This is a genomic window from Algibacter ulvanivorans, from assembly GCF_048381495.1.
Taxonomy (GTDB): domain Bacteria; phylum Bacteroidota; class Bacteroidia; order Flavobacteriales; family Flavobacteriaceae; genus Algibacter_B; species Algibacter_B ulvanivorans.
Genome location: NZ_JBLWGD010000009.1, coordinates 1 through 15,115 on the forward strand (window position 1 = coordinate 1; position 15,115 = coordinate 15,115).

The 15,115-nt window shown below is 30.4% G+C and carries 15 protein-coding genes; 2 read left to right on the forward strand and 13 right to left on the reverse strand.

From position 1 onward, the window contains the following. Window positions 1-270: 270 nt before the first annotated feature. From ACNG5D_RS15610 to ACNG5D_RS15655, 10 genes are all read right to left on the reverse strand, one after another. A complete protein-coding gene (locus tag ACNG5D_RS15610; protein WP_418184467.1) occupies window positions 271-1,467 on the reverse strand; it encodes a TlpA family protein disulfide reductase in 1,197 nt (398 codons plus the stop codon). A 194-nt stretch (window positions 1,468-1,661) separates the two neighbouring features. Beyond that, complete coding sequence (locus ACNG5D_RS15615; protein ID WP_418184468.1) at window positions 1,662-2,300, reverse strand: hypothetical protein; 639 nt, start codon at window positions 2,298-2,300, stop codon at window positions 1,662-1,664. A gap of 254 nt (window positions 2,301-2,554) precedes the next feature. After that, the gene (locus tag ACNG5D_RS15620; protein ID WP_418184469.1) at window positions 2,555-3,484 is read right to left on the reverse strand and encodes a response regulator; all 930 of its coding nucleotides are present in this window, start codon (window positions 3,482-3,484) and stop codon (window positions 2,555-2,557) included. 1 nt (window position 3,485) lies between these two features. Beyond that, a complete protein-coding gene (locus ACNG5D_RS15625) occupies window positions 3,486-5,762 on the reverse strand; it encodes a sensor histidine kinase (RefSeq protein ID WP_418184470.1) in 2,277 nt (758 codons plus the stop codon). Continuing rightward, window positions 5,762-6,967, reverse strand: a complete 1,206-nt coding sequence (locus ACNG5D_RS15630; RefSeq protein ID WP_418184471.1) for a DNA cytosine methyltransferase — start codon at window positions 6,965-6,967, stop codon at window positions 5,762-5,764. The genes ACNG5D_RS15625 and ACNG5D_RS15630 overlap by 1 nt, the downstream gene beginning before the upstream one ends. Further along, a complete protein-coding gene (locus ACNG5D_RS15635) occupies window positions 6,968-7,174 on the reverse strand; it encodes a helix-turn-helix transcriptional regulator (RefSeq protein WP_418184480.1) in 207 nt (68 codons plus the stop codon). 358 nt (window positions 7,175-7,532) lie between these two features. After that, on the reverse strand, window positions 7,533-8,426 hold the full coding sequence (locus ACNG5D_RS15640) for a hypothetical protein (RefSeq protein WP_418184472.1): 894 nt from the start codon (window positions 8,424-8,426) through the stop codon (window positions 7,533-7,535). A 133-nt stretch (window positions 8,427-8,559) separates the two neighbouring features. Further along, a complete protein-coding gene (locus ACNG5D_RS15645) occupies window positions 8,560-8,970 on the reverse strand; it encodes a hypothetical protein (RefSeq protein ID WP_418184473.1) in 411 nt (136 codons plus the stop codon). 7 nt (window positions 8,971-8,977) lie between these two features. Continuing rightward, entirely contained in the window at window positions 8,978-9,436 is a 459-nt protein-coding gene (locus tag ACNG5D_RS15650; protein WP_418184474.1) for a hypothetical protein, read from the reverse strand. A gap of 160 nt (window positions 9,437-9,596) precedes the next feature. Beyond that, window positions 9,597-10,112, reverse strand: a complete 516-nt coding sequence (locus ACNG5D_RS15655) for a hypothetical protein (protein WP_418184475.1) — start codon at window positions 10,110-10,112, stop codon at window positions 9,597-9,599. Window positions 10,113-10,938: 826 nt separating this feature from the next. Here ACNG5D_RS15655 and ACNG5D_RS15660 point away from each other — a divergent pair. Then, window positions 10,939-11,439, forward strand: coding sequence for a hypothetical protein (locus ACNG5D_RS15660; RefSeq protein ID WP_418184476.1), 501 nt, complete (start codon window positions 10,939-10,941; stop codon window positions 11,437-11,439). Window positions 11,440-11,683: 244 nt separating this feature from the next. Here the strand turns inward: ACNG5D_RS15660 and ACNG5D_RS15665 are convergent, their stop codons facing one another. Beyond that, on the reverse strand, window positions 11,684-12,199 hold the full coding sequence (locus ACNG5D_RS15665) for a hypothetical protein (protein ID WP_418184475.1): 516 nt from the start codon (window positions 12,197-12,199) through the stop codon (window positions 11,684-11,686). 296 nt (window positions 12,200-12,495) lie between these two features. On the opposite strand from ACNG5D_RS15665, the gene ACNG5D_RS15670 reads away from it, so the two are divergent. Then, entirely contained in the window at window positions 12,496-13,617 is a 1,122-nt protein-coding gene (locus ACNG5D_RS15670) for a DNA methyltransferase (protein WP_418184477.1), read from the forward strand. On the opposite strand, the gene ACNG5D_RS15675 is transcribed toward ACNG5D_RS15670, so the two are convergent. Next, on the reverse strand, window positions 13,607-14,587 hold the full coding sequence (locus ACNG5D_RS15675) for a BstXI family restriction endonuclease (protein WP_418184478.1): 981 nt from the start codon (window positions 14,585-14,587) through the stop codon (window positions 13,607-13,609). The two genes, ACNG5D_RS15670 and ACNG5D_RS15675, sit on opposite strands and share 11 nt — an antisense overlap. A gap of 12 nt (window positions 14,588-14,599) precedes the next feature. Beyond that, window positions 14,600-14,812 (reverse strand): helix-turn-helix domain-containing protein, encoded by a 213-nt coding sequence (locus ACNG5D_RS15680; RefSeq protein ID WP_418184479.1) that lies wholly within the window; start codon window positions 14,810-14,812, stop codon window positions 14,600-14,602. Between the last annotated feature and the right edge of the window lie 303 nt (window positions 14,813-15,115).

The following is a 15,115-nucleotide window of genomic DNA, read 5'->3' on the forward strand; positions in this document are numbered from 1 at the left end:
CTTCATAAATCGCTTTTCCTTTCAATTCGATAAGCAATTCGCTAAAAGTATCTTTAGTCAAGTAAATCCAAATGTTGGTATCTAAAACTATTTTCGTTGTCATTTTGCTCTAATGTTGCCTAACGTGATTGTATAAGATTAGTTGCGTGGGTTTAAACACCTAATTTAGTAAATAAATCACAGATAGAGAGTCCGCGAGGACTTTCGTAAATTGGCTAGAACTAGCAATTAATTTTATACGGTGTTAGCATAAGTAGTAAAACATCCAGATTATTTATTTTCCGATTCAATTTCAATGTTTTCCACTTTAGTTTTACTGGATACAACTACTTTATAAATAATTGAATCGTTATTTTGAATTGGTAATTTTTCAATTAATAGATTTATAAAATTTGGTTTACTCTTTTCTCTTACCATGTCAACAAAATCATTTAGTTCAGTTGCTAATAACCTGTCCTTATAAGTAGTTGTATAATAAACTGTATTGGTAGAATCTAATTCTGCATATTTTACTGTTCTATAATTTTTAATATTAAATGAACTTGACTTTTGAGGTAATTTTCTATTTATGAATTTATTCAGGTTAATAGAATCTGACAATAAATAATATGCACTTTCAATAGCTCGTGATTTTCCAAATTCTCCTTTTGAATTAACGACTAAATGTGCAGGAATTCCAGATAGGTTGAATAAATTTCTTGTTTTTGAGTAATCTTTTGATATTAATTGAATACCAGAAGGCTTATTTTTCTCAATATATTTTTTCCATTTAACATGGTCTTTATCTATTGAAATGTCAATAAATATTATGTTTGAATTTTTCTTAAAATTTGCTTTTAATTTTTCAAGTTCTGGTTTTTCTGCAAGACAAGGTCCACACCAAGTAGCCCAAAAAGTAATATATAAGGTCTTATTTTTCAAAGATTTTAAATCAAAGGTTTTAGATTGCTCATCTAAAAAAATTGATTCAGGTAATAAATTGCCTTTTTTTACAGTAGAACCCCAAATTGTTTTTCCATTTGTCAAATCTCCATATTGGTCTTTTTTTATAGCTTCTCCTTGTATTATTATTAAAGGTTGTGAAAAAAGTAAATATATAAATAGCCCACTCATTAATGTGATTGAAGCTAATTTCACTTTTTTATTAAATTCTCTTCTTGTTAGTAATAAACTAATTGTAGCAAATAAAAAGAGAAAATAAATTAGAGGAAAATAAGAGCATCTCATAGGAATAAATATGAGTAGAGATATATAAAGGAAAGGAATAAGTTTTAAAGGTGTTTTTCTATTTATTAAACCAGAAATATAAAATCCTAATGCACAAATCAATAAGGCAATCCATTTTAATTGAGTATATTCATATATTCGTATGACATTAGTTGAAAGGTGTACAATTATAATTAAAGGAAGAATTATTGATAAAATACCTAATATGATTTTAGATATAATGATTAGATTATTTTTCATTTATTAAATCCTTTTTTTGATTTCAATTCAGATTTTGAGTGAGCGAGCTATTTATGCTAACGGTCTCGTATAAGAATAGTTGCGGGTTTACGTGCGAGGATTTTCCGCAGGAAAATCAGACGTAGTAAACTTGCAACTACCTTTGGTTAAGCCCAAAATTGAGCAATTATTTTTATACATTGTTAGCATTAGTTTTATTTCAATTTCTCTTCATAAATCAATGTTGATATTTCACCGATTTCATCTCTCATTGCTTGGATTATTTCAAATCGTTTTTCAGTCAAGGTTTTTACTGTTTCAAAATCGCGGTCAAAATATTTGGTGATAGAGTTGATATCTTTATAATCAATTTCAGAACTTAGAACTAAATTGGCTTGATAATTTTCGTTTAGTGCTTCATTTAAAGGATTTAGCAAGGAATCTACTTTTGGTTGAAAATAAAGTTCGGATTCTTGAATCTTGGCTGCTAACGAATTTATCTGTTTATGTAATTCTAAGGATTTATCTTTAAAGTTTTGATTAGTACTTTCTGTTCCTCCTTTTCCACCATTATATCTTAGACTGATATTTGCCATATATTCAGCAGATAATAATTTAAAGTTTTTCACAAGAGTTTCGTTTATTAAAATTCCCTCATTTACTTCATTCATTAACTCAGTTTGTTTATCTACTAAATCAATTAATCTTTCAGTTTTAGTTCTTTCTTTCCAATATTGTTGCTCGTAAGACAATTGATTATACATTAAAAAGTACGAACCTATAATCGTCAAGAAAGAAGTTATAATAGCCGTTAAAAGAATAAGCTTTAATTCGTTTTTATCTTTCTTTTTCATTGAGTTTGGTTAATTAATGCTAACGGTCTAGTATATGAAAAGTAGGCGATTACGAAACACGAAACTTTCGGATAAGCACAAACTTTGATACGAGCCGAAACCCTTGATTTGAATACTATTTCGCCTATTTTTTATATACATTGTTACCTGGCTGGCTTTCTTTCCGCAAACTTGCTAGCGTTGGCGTGAAAGCTCTTTTAAATTTGTGAGGCACGAGCAAACTTTAAATGTGCTTGAACTTGCGTTGGCTTAATTCAAACTCTTTCTTTCAATTCGTCAAGATTTGATTTATGCTTTAGTATATTTTGTCTTATTACTTTACAGAGTTCTTCATTGAAATCAATTCCGTCTTCTTTGTGTTTAAAAAACGCTCTTCCGTTTTCGTCTTTTTCCAAAACTGCGTGAGCAAATTTATTTCTGATAGAATTAATTTCAGAATCATATTCAGTTGAAAAATCAGCCATTTTCAGGTCTTCTAGAATTTTTGATAGTGTTAGTATTTTATACTTTGCACTATAAACAAAGTTATCTTTGGTCAACTGATTGAAATTCATTTTTCGTTTACATTCCTGAACAAATTCTGTTTTTTGAGTAAACAACTCAATTAACTGGTCATAAATTGATACTGATACTTCTTCAAAATTTATGGTATCATTCTTTAAAGCTTTTTTGATTATTTCAATCATTTCTATGTCAAGAGAACTTGTTTCGTGCATTATCATTCCTCTCATTGTGACAATGTTTTGGAATTTTCGGACGGTCAATTCTATTAGTTCTTTGGCTTTTCGAAAGATTTTTTCATAATGGTCATCTCCGAGTACTCTAAAACTTTCGAAAAAAGTAATTCTATCAAGTCTATCAGTATCTTTTACTTCACCTTGAGCTGAATAAAACATTATTTCAGTAAAAATATCTCTTTCACGAATTGTTTTAATAATATCATCACCATTACGAGTATTTCCTTTTGTTTCATCTAGGTGATAATCAGTCATTATTAAATCATATTCGCTCACTTCATCAAGTTTGGCAAATAGTTCTTCCTCTGTTCTAACAAAGTCAATGGTTTCTTTAAACCCAAGAGATTTTATGTACTCCTTTAAATCTTCTATATCGTCTTCGTAATCCGTTAGAACAACAGATTTTATTTTATCATCAAGCCAAAGTATTTTGTAATCTAATTTCATCTTATTGTAATGCTATCTTAAATGTTGTTCCTTCCTTACTTGTGTTCTCAACTATAATTTCTCCCCCTAAATCATTTTTAACAATTTCTTTGGCTTGAAATAAACCAATACCTGAACCGCTAGTTGTAGTAAATCCTAAATCGAAAATCGAACCTAAATGAGCTTCTTGAATACCTTTCCCATTATCAGAAACAAAGAGAAATATTTTCTTTTTCGAAAGCTTAAAACTAAAATAAATTTCTGTGGCTTTTGCTTTTTCCGAGTTGGAAATAAAAATATCAATCAACGTTGTTATTTCAAGTGGTCTGAATACTTTATCTAACTCAAGATTATTTGTGTTTACATTAATGCTCATTTTCGTATCAATAATCTTATCTTCAAATAGATAAACTTCATTGATATAATCTTCAATAAAATTCACTAAATCGACCTCAATTTCTGATGCGGTTAAACTAAAATTGGCTTTAGTAATAAATTTTGCAATAGAATTTATTTTAGTAGTTTCCCTAGAAATTACTGCAATATGTTTTTGGCTTTTATCGTCCAAGTTTTCTATACCTAAATGTCTAATTAAAAGTTTGATGTTTCTGTGAATTCTACCTGATGAATGATAAACCTGATGTTGAAGAGAAACTATCCTTTCTTTGTCAGTACCAATTAAAGCTCCTTGAAAAGCTCCTTTTTTCTTTTCTATTTCGAGGTTTGTTTCAAGTTCCTCATTTTTAATTAAGCTATCTAAAGCTTCTTCAGAAGCTTCTTCAGTTGTTGCTTTTAATTCATCAAGATTTTTCTCTATTTTAGTGATGCTTTCAACAATTTTATCTTTGTCGTAATCATCACTCTCTAACTGTTTTTTTATTTTGGTTAGAGTGTTTTTTGTAGATTTTTCTTGCTTTTTATCAATTAGCTCAAAAATTTCTGGGGAAACTTCAAATGAAATTAAATCTTTGGACTTTGTAAGACTAACTATTAAATTTTCAATAGCTTCTTGTTGACTCTTATTATCTAATTTGATGTAATCCTCGTTAGATAATTCATTGCCCCAATCAGTAATGTCAATAATATACTTTTCTAATTTTTTGACTGAAGTATAAAACCAATCTACAAGCTCAAAATATGCTTTGGTTTTAATTAAGCCGTCACCTCTACTGGATGTTTCCTTTAAAGAATCATTAGGCTCAGTAATAGAAATATATCCTAAAACATCTCTTGTTCCTAAATATCTTGCATACCCTTGTGCTTTTCTATTATCCATCTTGAAAGGGTCTTCACCTCTTTCTCCATATGGATAAATACGCAATCCATTTTTGTATACGAATACGTGTCCATATTCAACTGGTTGAGTACCCATTCTTCTTGTGAATGTTGCTTTAGCAGACTGATTTAAATGATAAATTTGAATATCAACATTGTCTAAATGTTCATAATTTTTTGATTCAGTTATTTTGTAAACTAATTTTCCACCTTCGGTTAGACTAGTTGTAATTTCTCCATCATTAATTGAGCTTACAATTTTTGTCGTTTTGATTTCTAAAGTTTCAAAAATCAAATTTTGAATTTCACCATTTACGGTGTTTTGATAATCACCTTCTTTTTTATCATTTTCAAGTTCATCAGGAACAATTAGTTCAATTGTAAATTCATCTCCCTCAATTTGAGTATTTGGATTAATCAGTTTGGCTAGAGCATCTTTTAAGCTTAAAAATTTTTCCTTGTCCCATTCACTTTTTAGATTTGAAATTTCTAAAACTGTTCCGTGTTCTATATCATAATTTGTTTTAGGAATTGTTTCGTGAAGTACACTTATATTGACAAACTCTTCTTTTAAATTACCTTCGAATTTATCCCATTCTGTAAGTAAAGTTTCAATATTTGGTTTCTTCTCATCTTTAATTGTTTCGAGGTATAATTCTCCGCCAAGTCTATCGCAAGAAAATCGTCCAATACCTTTAGCTCCAGCGTATGCTCTTTTTATCTTGATTTTATCTCGATAATCGTAACTATCTTCTTCCGTTCCTTCTTTTTTTGCAGAGTAGGCAACAAATAACCATTTATTAATTAAATCATCATAATTCATTCCTTTGCCATTATCCTTGATTATGATTTTAGCATTTTCGGAATAAATATTCTCAAAGGTTAATTCTACTTTTGTTGCGTGAGCATCATATGAGTTTTTGACTAACTCGAATACCGCAATGAAATCGTCACTTATTAAATCACTTCCTATAATGTTCTTTAATGCAGAACTAATTTTAAATTGTAGCGGTTTTTTCTGCATTAGGAAATAAGCTGTTTTAAAACTAAACCTGCTTGTTCACCAAATAATGGTGGAATTGCATTTCCAATTTGTGAATATCTCGGAACCTCTTGCGTTCTTCTCTTTCCACCAGTAGTGTATTTACCCTTAAATTCATACGTGTCGGGAAAGGATTGAATTCTTGCGTACTCACGAACTGTCATAATTCTTGGTTCACAGTAGTGAATATAGTCGTCTGGTAATGTTGTTATTGTAGGTGTCGGTTTATTTGCTTCAAGTATTTTTGTACTACTTTTTTTAAGTTGAAATCTTTCTCTATATGCAGAGCTTGTAAGGTTTTCATCCAATGCAATTTTAAACCTAGTTTTTATTGCTTCTGTGTGTTTTGCAAATCGGTGACTATCGACTCTACCGCTCTTTCTTTTATATTTTCGGACAAATTTTTGATAATTTGATAAAGGTTTGCCATAAACTCCTTCTTTAAATTTAGGTGTTTCTGATTCTATTACTCCGTTAGATTGCAGTAAGTCAGAAATTGCATTTTCTAAAGTAGGATTCAGAGTAAGATTTTTACTTACTAAAAAAGCTTCTTTGTTATTTCGAATTCCATTAAAAAAGCTTTCTTTATTTATAGATGGATTCTCTTTGAGAAAATCATTTTGAATTCCGACTAAAATAAATCTTGTTCGTTTTTGAGGAATTCCATATTTAGAAAAATCTATTAACTGTCCTTTTACAGAATATCCTAAATTTTGTAGTTGTTCAACCACATATGTTGAGTATGCCTTACCCTTTTTTTCATTATTCTTGAAACCAAGGGTGAAACCTTTAACATTTTCAAAGAATATCAATTTTGGTTTTACATAGTCAATGAATTTTATGTAGGAATTAATTAAATCATTTCTAGAGTCATTTTCGATTCTTCTTCCAGCCATTGAAAACCCTTGGCAAGGCGGTCCACCTGCTACCAAATCAATTTTTCCTCTTAACTTAATTAGTTCATTTGAATTATTCTCTAGGATTGCATTTATATCGTGGTGTTTTTGTTCTAACCAGTTTGGCCAATCAAAGTGTTTTTTCTTTTTGATTAAATTATGTTCAAGAGTTTTAAAAGCATCTTCGCTTTTTTCAATTGCAAAAGCACCTTTCCATCCTGCATTATGTAAACCAAGAGAAAGTCCTCCACAACCCGAGAACAGGTCTATATATGTTTTAGAGTTGTTCATTTAAGCACTTTCTTTTGTTGAGTATAATAATTCTCTAATGTCAATATCTAGAGCATTAGCAATATTTAATAAATTTTCCAAAGATGGTTGTCTGGCATTAGTACACCATTGGGATATAGTAGATTCGTCTTTCTCTAGTTTCTCTGCTAACCATTTGTTTTTTCTTCTGGTTTCTGCTAGTGCGACTTTGATTCTATTTATTTCCACTTTAGCCAATTAATTTGTGTTTTACGCAAATATATTAACTTATTACTAATAATATTTACATTTCATAAGTTATTTTCAGTCGGGTGGCGTTGGGGAAGGGCAAGCTCTTTTTATTTTGTGAGGCACGAGCAAAATGAAATGTGCTTGACCGTGCGGTGGCTCTTTTTTCAGCTTGCAGGTAACGGTTGTGTATAAGGATAGTAGGGTGGAAAAAACGCACGAACGATTCAGTTAAACACAAGCCGAATTTTTTAATTTTTCTTATTATCTTTTTTCTCAATAAGCCAAATTTAAAAATTTGGCGACTTCACAAAAGTGTCCAAGCCATTGAATTAAGTAACTAATTACCCTATTATTTTTATACGATGTTACCTGTAGTTTTACTTTCCAAATAGCATTTGTCATCGCAAAATATTCTATCATCAATAATTAGTCTTTCATTATCAAAATCAATAAAATATTTGTCACAATGTTCGCAACAAAAAGCAAAATATTTCATTCCACAATTTATACAGCCTCCACTATGACTTTTGTCTTCTTGTGGGTTTAAATGGTCAACAATAAATGACTTTTCGTCACAAGCTTTACAAAAAGCTAATTGCATTTGGTGTTCCAAAGTTAAATCTCTAAAACAAGTTACGCATTGAAATCCTTCATCATTATATTCGTCAAGGTTGAAAAGCTTTTTATCTACCATTGCTCTTGAATAACAGAATATACATTCGTAAACATTTGTTTTGTTTAATTCTGCTATATTTTTAGTAAAACTTTCAGCGCCATTCCTCCAAATTGAGTTTCTGCTGTATTTATTCTCTCCATAAGAAATTGGAATTAGACTTGTATTAAATTCCTTATTTAGTAAACCTTGAATAAAAAGAGTACAACTAATTAAGTCATTAGCCAAATCATCAGACCATTCATTGTGTTTACCTTGGTGAACAATATTGTTCCGAGATTCTAATATTTTTTTGAGTATTTTCTTTTTAGCAATTAAGACGCTTTTATCAGAAAAAATCTTATCTAGAATTTCCGAAAATGGCTTAAAATCCTTCTTATCATTTTTAAAAACAAAATACTCTTTGCCTATTTCAATAAAATAGAACTTTAAAAATAACTCTAAAGCAACTTGCATATTTACTACAGCAAATTGTAAATTATTATTACTCGAATCCAGTTTTTCAATTAATCCTAATGAGAAATGAAAAAATGATTCGTAACTTTTCTTAAGGTCTTGTTTTATGCTGGTTGTCATAAATTACAGGTAACGGTCTAGTGTATGATTTCGTTGCGTGTTTAAGCACTAAAGTTAGCAAATAAATCACAGATAGAAAGTCCGCGAGGACTTTCGTAAATAGGCTATAATTAGCAATGAATTATACACATTGTTACCTGCTGGCTTTATTCAGTTTCCTATCATTTATTTTTCCGAAACTATATTTTCCAATTCGGACTAAAATCAGAACGATAGCAACTACTGCTGAAAACCAAGCCGTATTATAAACTCCGTAATAAAATTGGTCGATTGGTATAAAATCCGAAAATTCCGTTCCTAAAATTGTACATACTAAAAATATTCGGATTACTGTTTTGAACCAACTTGGTTTAGTAAGCATTTCATAAATTCCGATTATCAAAACAAATAGAAATAGTGAGTCGTATGTTATATTCAGATTAATCAGAGAATCAAGTTCAGGATTTGCTTTTTTCCATTCTTGAAGTTTAAAATGTTCTTTGATTGATAGAGCTAACTGAATGAGTATAACAACAGTTGAAAAAAGAGGTTTGTAAACTTTCATCGAGTATCTATTTTACTTTAATTCCAACTGTATGTATATCAATTGTTTCGAAAAAGTCAATAACATACCTGTCATCTACTCGAAATAATTTTTCTCCGTTCTGTTCGACTTTTAATTCAACAAGGTTTTCTTTCAAAATAAGAGCCTCGTTTGGATTCGTCAGAGTAAAATTCAAATCGTGTCCAATCCAAAGTGCTTGACCGCTTTTCAATTCACACGTGATGATTTGATTTTCCGAATCAGCTTTAGGTTCAGTTTTATATTCGTATGCTTTCTTTATTTCAAGAGTTTCAAAATCCGAGTCAAATTCCACAATTCTTGGGTCAGTCACGAAAGCTTTTCCATTTGGTCCAGATTCATACGTAATAATAATTGGCTTATCAGTTGTATTGAAAATGCAGAAATCCGTGTTGTAAGAACAACTCGTTAAAGTCAATAATAAGATTAATCCAATTAATTTTCGCATTTCTGTTTTCAGCTTGCAGGTAACGGTCTTGGCTATGGTTTCGTTGCGGAATGGTTCGGCAGAACTATTCCGCCGTAAACCAAAGTTAGCAAACACGCAGGAATTTCCGAGAGGAAATTCCGCCGCAATGAACTATAGCCGTTGTTGTACATAGTGCTTTTTAATTTTCAAATTTCACATATTTGGTTTCAACGTCAAAGTCAGCCCATTTAATTTTTAGCGTGTCATTTTCTGTTGAAATTATTGTTCCTTTTTGAACAAAGTCATTGTAAAATATCGTGATTTTATTTCCGTCCAAAATGTATGGCATATGTCCATCTCCATCGTAGTCCGCAACAAGGAAATCCTTTGCGGTTAACCAAAAATCAGCGTGAGGTCCGTTTGGGTCTTGAGTCCAAATTCCGAACGCTTGGGCCGTGTCAATTGCTAAATTCCGTATGATTGTTTTTTCAGGTCGTTTTATGTTTTCAATTTCTGGATTGTCGGTATTATATTCCGAAATCGTAAACGTTTCTTTTTTGTCGGGATTAGCTAATTCGTTGTAAGCGTTTATAGAATCAGCTTCTAATTCCGATTCCGTACTTGAGTTAAGTCCGTCGTTTTTCTTTTCGTTTTTGCACGAAATACTGATTAAAATCAGAATGAAAATCGATATGTAATTCAGTTTTTTCAGCATTATGTACAACGTGTTTGTGTATAATTTGTTGTGATGTTTTAGGGTAAAGTTAGCAAATAAATACTTAATAGAAAATCCGCGAGGATTTTCGTAAACAGGCTAAAAGCCAGCAATAAAATATACACGTTGTTGGGCGTAGGTTATTTGTTATTTCGATTTTTTCTTATTTAAATTCAATTCTATTTTAATTTTCTTGCAGTCTATTCATTACTGTATTTTCAATTGTTTTAAAACTCCTGTATTAACTAGTTAACCTATTTTTCTTTAAAATCAGGATTTTCATTTTTCGCACAGTTCATACAGTTGTTATATTTCAGTTGTTTTAAACTTCCTGCTTTTACTAGTTAACCTATTTAGTCTTAGAAATCAGGATTTTCATTTTTCGCACAGTTCATACGGTTGTTGTATTTCAGTTGTTTTAAACTTCCTACTTTATCTAGTTAAACTACTTTATCTTAAAATTTAGGGTTTTAATTATTGTACAGTTTTTCAGTTATTACATTTTAAGGATCTTGAAAAAATCTACTCTTGTTAGTTTTCCTAATTTATACTGAAAATTCAACTCTTAAAAACCTGTTTTGTCTTAAAAAAAGATATTTTTAAAATTATTTCAAATTTATTGTTGAGGTAGTTTTTTACTTACGCCCAACGTTGATGTATATGGTTTGTTGCGTGGTTAAGCAACCAATTTAGTAAATAAAAACTAACCAAGAAAATCCGAGAGGATTTTCGCAAGTAAGCAGAAAGCCAGCAATAAATTATATATGGTGTTGGCAACTGTTTTTTATTCAGATTATTATTTCAAAATATTAACTAAATTTACATTATGGAACAGATAGATATAAAAAAACATTCAAAATATTCTTTAGAATTCATATTTTCAGAATCAGATAAACATTTTACAGATGTATTAAATTCGGTAAATCAAAACTCAAGTCGTTCATTTTTATTATTCGGAATTTATTTATCTTTAATTACATTTTCGTTCTCTAAATTACTAACTCAAAATTTTGAATATTTAATTTTATTGATAGGTGGAATTATTAGTTCAATAATTTTAATTAAAAACCTTTTTCCAATAAACAAAGAAATAAAAGGTTCATCTCCTTCAAGCCTAATTTCTCCATATTTCGATAATTTTAAAAAAGAAGAATTGGAAATGGAATATTTAGCGACTCAAATTCACAGTTATAATGATTCAATTGAATTAAATAAAAAACTGATAAAAAAAATGGTTAATCGATATTCAAATTCAGTTAAAAATTTATTAATATTCGTTTTACTATTTTCTATCTTTTTTACCTTTATCACTATTAAGAGTAACTAAACTTGAAGTTGTTTTCGGTCTTGTAACAACTTTTGGTTTTGCAGGTTTTTCTTCTTTTTTGCTCATAATTTTTATTTTTCAGGTTTTGAGTAAGTAATAGTTGCCAACGGTCTTGGCTATGGTTTCGTTGCGGAATGGTTCGGCAGAACTATTCCGCCGTAAACCAAAGTTAGCAAACACGCAGGAATTTCCGAGAGGAAATTCCGCCGCAATGAACTATAGCCGTTGTTGTACATAGTGCTTTTTAATTTTCAAATTTCACATATTTGGTTTCAACGTCAAAGTCAGCCCATTTAATTTTTAGCGTGTCATTTTCTGTTGAAATTATTGTTCCTTTTTGAACAAAGTCATTGTAAAATATCGTGATTTTATTTCCGTCCAAAATGTATGGCATATGTCCATCTCCATCGTAGTCCGCAACAAGGAAATCCTTTGCGGTTAACCAAAAATCAGCGTGAGGTCCGTTTGGGTCTTGAGTCCAAATTCCGAACGCTTGGGCCGTGTCAATTGCTAAATTCCGTATGATTGTTTTTTCAGGTCGTTTTATGTTTTCAATTTCTGGATTGTCGGTATTATATTCCGAAATCGTAAACGTTTCTTTTTTGTCGGGATTAGCTAATTCGTTGTAAGCGTTTATAGAATCAGCTTCTAATTCCGATTCCGTACTTGAGTTAAGTCCGTCGTTTTTCTTTTCGTTTTTGCACGAAATACTGATTAAAATCAGAATGAAAATCGATATGTAATTCAGTTTTTTCAGCATTATGTACAACGGTCTTGTGTATGAATAGTAGCGGATTTATTTCACTTACTTTTCGATTTATAACTTAACTTTAAAGATAAAAAACTAACTTTGATTAAGCACTAAAACCGCTATTATTTATACACGTTGTTGTGTTTTCGTACTTTTTTTCGTTCAGTTCGTAGCGTTTGCGAAGACATACTCTTTTACAGTTTTGGTGTAGCGTTGGTTGGTGCGACTGGAAATGTGTATGGCTTTTAGCGTTTGGCAATTCCAATTTTTATAAATATATTTGCATACTATAATTAGCTATTAATATGATTTCAGACTATAAAATTTCAAGAAGAAACGACTTTCAGGATTTAAAAAATAACCTAAGTAAAGATTCGATTTATTCTGATGATGATGCTATAGTTTGTGAAGGTGATTCTTTAGAAATTTTAAAATCTATTCCAAAAAACTCTATTTCTCTTATTTTAATTGACCCACCATATCATAGTACAAAGAAAAAGAATATTAAAAATGATACTGCTTTTTCAACTGATGATGAATTTATCACTTGGATAAATGATTTTTCTAAAGAATGGTTAAGAATATTGAAACCAAATGGTTCTTTATATTTATTCTGTTCTTCTAAGATGTCGGCTAAATTAGAAGTATGTTTATCTGAAAGGTTTAATGTCCTTTCTCACGTTGTCTGGTCAAAACCTAACGAGCCAGGATTTGATGGATGGAAAGGTAAAATGAAAAAAGAATCTTTAAGACAATGGTATGCACATTCCGAACGAATTCTTTTTTTAGAACCTGCTGTCGAAGGAAATTTAGGTAGAAGTTGTTTTGCTAAATTTCTTAGAGAACAAAGACTTAAATCTGGATTATCTGGTCATCAGTTGACTGAATATACTGGTGCTTATGGAAAAGTTAATCACGGTGGTGCAGTCTCAAATTGGGAAACAGGTAGAAACGTACCGAGTAAGGAACAGTATCAAAAAATTTGTAAAGCATTTTTGGAAACTGGTAAAATTAAAGTGTTGCCACCTTATGAAGATGTTATTCGTCCCTTTAATGTTAATAAAGAAGTTGAATTTACAGACGTTTGGGATTTTTACTCTGTTCGACCTTACAAAGGTAAACATCCAGCTGAAAAACCTTTAGATATGTTAGAACATTGCATTCAGAGTTCTTCATATGAAGAGGATATAGTTTTAGATTGTTTTGCTGGTTCTGGTAGTACAGCTGTTTCGGCATTGTTAAATAATAGAAAAACTATTTCTGTTGAATTAGATAATGACTGGGCTTTAGCAATTAAGAAACGTTTAGAAAAGTTTAAAGATGATGAACTTACTCAAAAAGTTTCTAAAGAGTTAATTATGAAAAGAACAAAAGCCTTTATAAAAACAGAAGCAAAAGAAAAAGTGATGACTCTTTTTAATCAATAGTGAAACCTTCTTTTTTATTTCTTTCAATTACTGAACTCATCCACTTTAATGTTTCTTCAATACCTGAATCTTTGACTACAACATTACAATGATGGTGTCCCCAACCTAGATTGTATGGTCTATGGTTAAATGAACCAGTTCGAAGTTCGTCAATGTGAAACAAATTAAGTTGAGTTACTGTTAAGTCAGATACTTCACGACCTTCAGCTTGAAGGACTTTACTATAAAAACCATTTGCTGATATTTCCTCTAAACACAAAGGACAAATTGTATTTCCTGCATTATTCAGAATTCTTTTGTCATTAAGTGTTTTGAAATCTGTTAATTTTAATTTTTTGGCAATTTCTGCATTTATTTTAATTCTTTCATCTACTTCTTCGTTTGTCATTCCTTGTTCTATACTAACAGCTTTTGAATCGATACAATTCCAATAAATGTATTCTAGTTGGGTATGGCACTTTTTTATTGTGTCCAAATTTGCGTATTCATAAACACGTATTCCTGCACCTTTTAAGCTACTTGTATTAAATCCTTCTCTGATTTTAGAATCTTTAGCGGAAGTGGTTGCAGGAACTCTAGCCACATATTGACCACCTAAAGGTGAAGTTCTTGATGTTGCTGGTGTTAATTTTTGAGTATGAGGATTGTAATTATTCCATTGACTTCTAGAGTAATAAAATATAAGTGCATTATGACCAATTTCTAAACCTTGCTCTTTAAGGTTTTCTTTGAAACCTTTAATTGTATAATATTCTTCAGGGTTGATTAAAACTATAAAATCATTTTCGTAAAAGTCAGCTTTAATATCTGAATTTAAACAAACAGAAAGTTGTGAATACGGGATTAAGACAGTATTATTTCTATTTACCCTGTTTTGATAAATAACGTCATCATCTGCTCCTCTAGTTTGACCAGTTTTATAAATTTTACTTTTTAGAAGTTTTGGTAATTTTGGTGCTCGCTTGCTCAATTGCCTGTAGTTTTAAATTAATTCAGATATTTCTACCTCTAAAGCTTTGGCAATTTTTTCAATATTAATTAAAGTAATATTTTTCTCAGCTCGTTCAATCATTCCGATATAAGTTCTATGTACGTCAGCCTTATGAGCTAACTCTTCTTGAGATAATTTTTTACTTTTTCTCAATTCACGAACTCTATTTCCGAACTTTATAAGAATTTCTGCTGTTGCTTCCATTGCTAATTTTAGTATGCACAAATCTAAGTTTAGATTCGTGAATAAACCACATACTAAAGTTAGCATATTAAGTATTCAAGCGTTGGGAAATTTTAGCTCTTTTGGTTTTTCGAGCGTTGGACTTTAGCATTGGCAAAAACCGAAAGTGCTAAAATATGCGGTTGGGTCAGTATGAAACACAACGTGTTTGTATATGGTTTGTTGCGTGTTTAAAGCAACTAATTTAGTAAATAATTACCGACCAAGAAAGTCCGAGAGGACTTTCGTAAGTAGGCGAGTAGCCAGCAATAAATTATATACGGT

What these genes read in the sequence shown, in the direction of transcription:
- ACNG5D_RS15610 (WP_418184467.1), bottom strand. Translation starts at nt 1,467, where the DNA reads ATGAAAAATAATCTAATCATTATATCTAAAATCATATTAGGTATTTTA.
- ACNG5D_RS15615 (WP_418184468.1), bottom strand. Translation starts at nt 2,300, where the DNA reads ATGAAAAAGAAAGATAAAAACGAATTAAAGCTTATTCTTTTAACGGCT.
- ACNG5D_RS15620 (WP_418184469.1), bottom strand. Translation starts at nt 3,484, where the DNA reads ATGAAATTAGATTACAAAATACTTTGGCTTGATGATAAAATAAAATCT.
- ACNG5D_RS15625 (WP_418184470.1), bottom strand. Translation starts at nt 5,762, where the DNA reads ATGCAGAAAAAACCGCTACAATTTAAAATTAGTTCTGCATTAAAGAAC.
- ACNG5D_RS15630 (WP_418184471.1), bottom strand. Translation starts at nt 6,967, where the DNA reads ATGAACAACTCTAAAACATATATAGACCTGTTCTCGGGTTGTGGAGGA.
- ACNG5D_RS15640 (WP_418184472.1), bottom strand. Translation starts at nt 8,426, where the DNA reads ATGACAACCAGCATAAAACAAGACCTTAAGAAAAGTTACGAATCATTT.
- ACNG5D_RS15645 (WP_418184473.1), bottom strand. Translation starts at nt 8,970, where the DNA reads ATGAAAGTTTACAAACCTCTTTTTTCAACTGTTGTTATACTCATTCAG.
- ACNG5D_RS15650 (WP_418184474.1), bottom strand. Translation starts at nt 9,436, where the DNA reads ATGCGAAAATTAATTGGATTAATCTTATTATTGACTTTAACGAGTTGT.
- ACNG5D_RS15655 (WP_418184475.1), bottom strand. Translation starts at nt 10,112, where the DNA reads ATGCTGAAAAAACTGAATTACATATCGATTTTCATTCTGATTTTAATC.
- ACNG5D_RS15660 (WP_418184476.1), top strand. Translation starts at nt 10,939, where the DNA reads ATGGAACAGATAGATATAAAAAAACATTCAAAATATTCTTTAGAATTC.
- ACNG5D_RS15665 (WP_418184475.1), bottom strand. Translation starts at nt 12,199, where the DNA reads ATGCTGAAAAAACTGAATTACATATCGATTTTCATTCTGATTTTAATC.
- ACNG5D_RS15670 (WP_418184477.1), top strand. Translation starts at nt 12,496, where the DNA reads ATGATTTCAGACTATAAAATTTCAAGAAGAAACGACTTTCAGGATTTA.
- ACNG5D_RS15680 (WP_418184479.1), bottom strand. Translation starts at nt 14,812, where the DNA reads ATGGAAGCAACAGCAGAAATTCTTATAAAGTTCGGAAATAGAGTTCGT.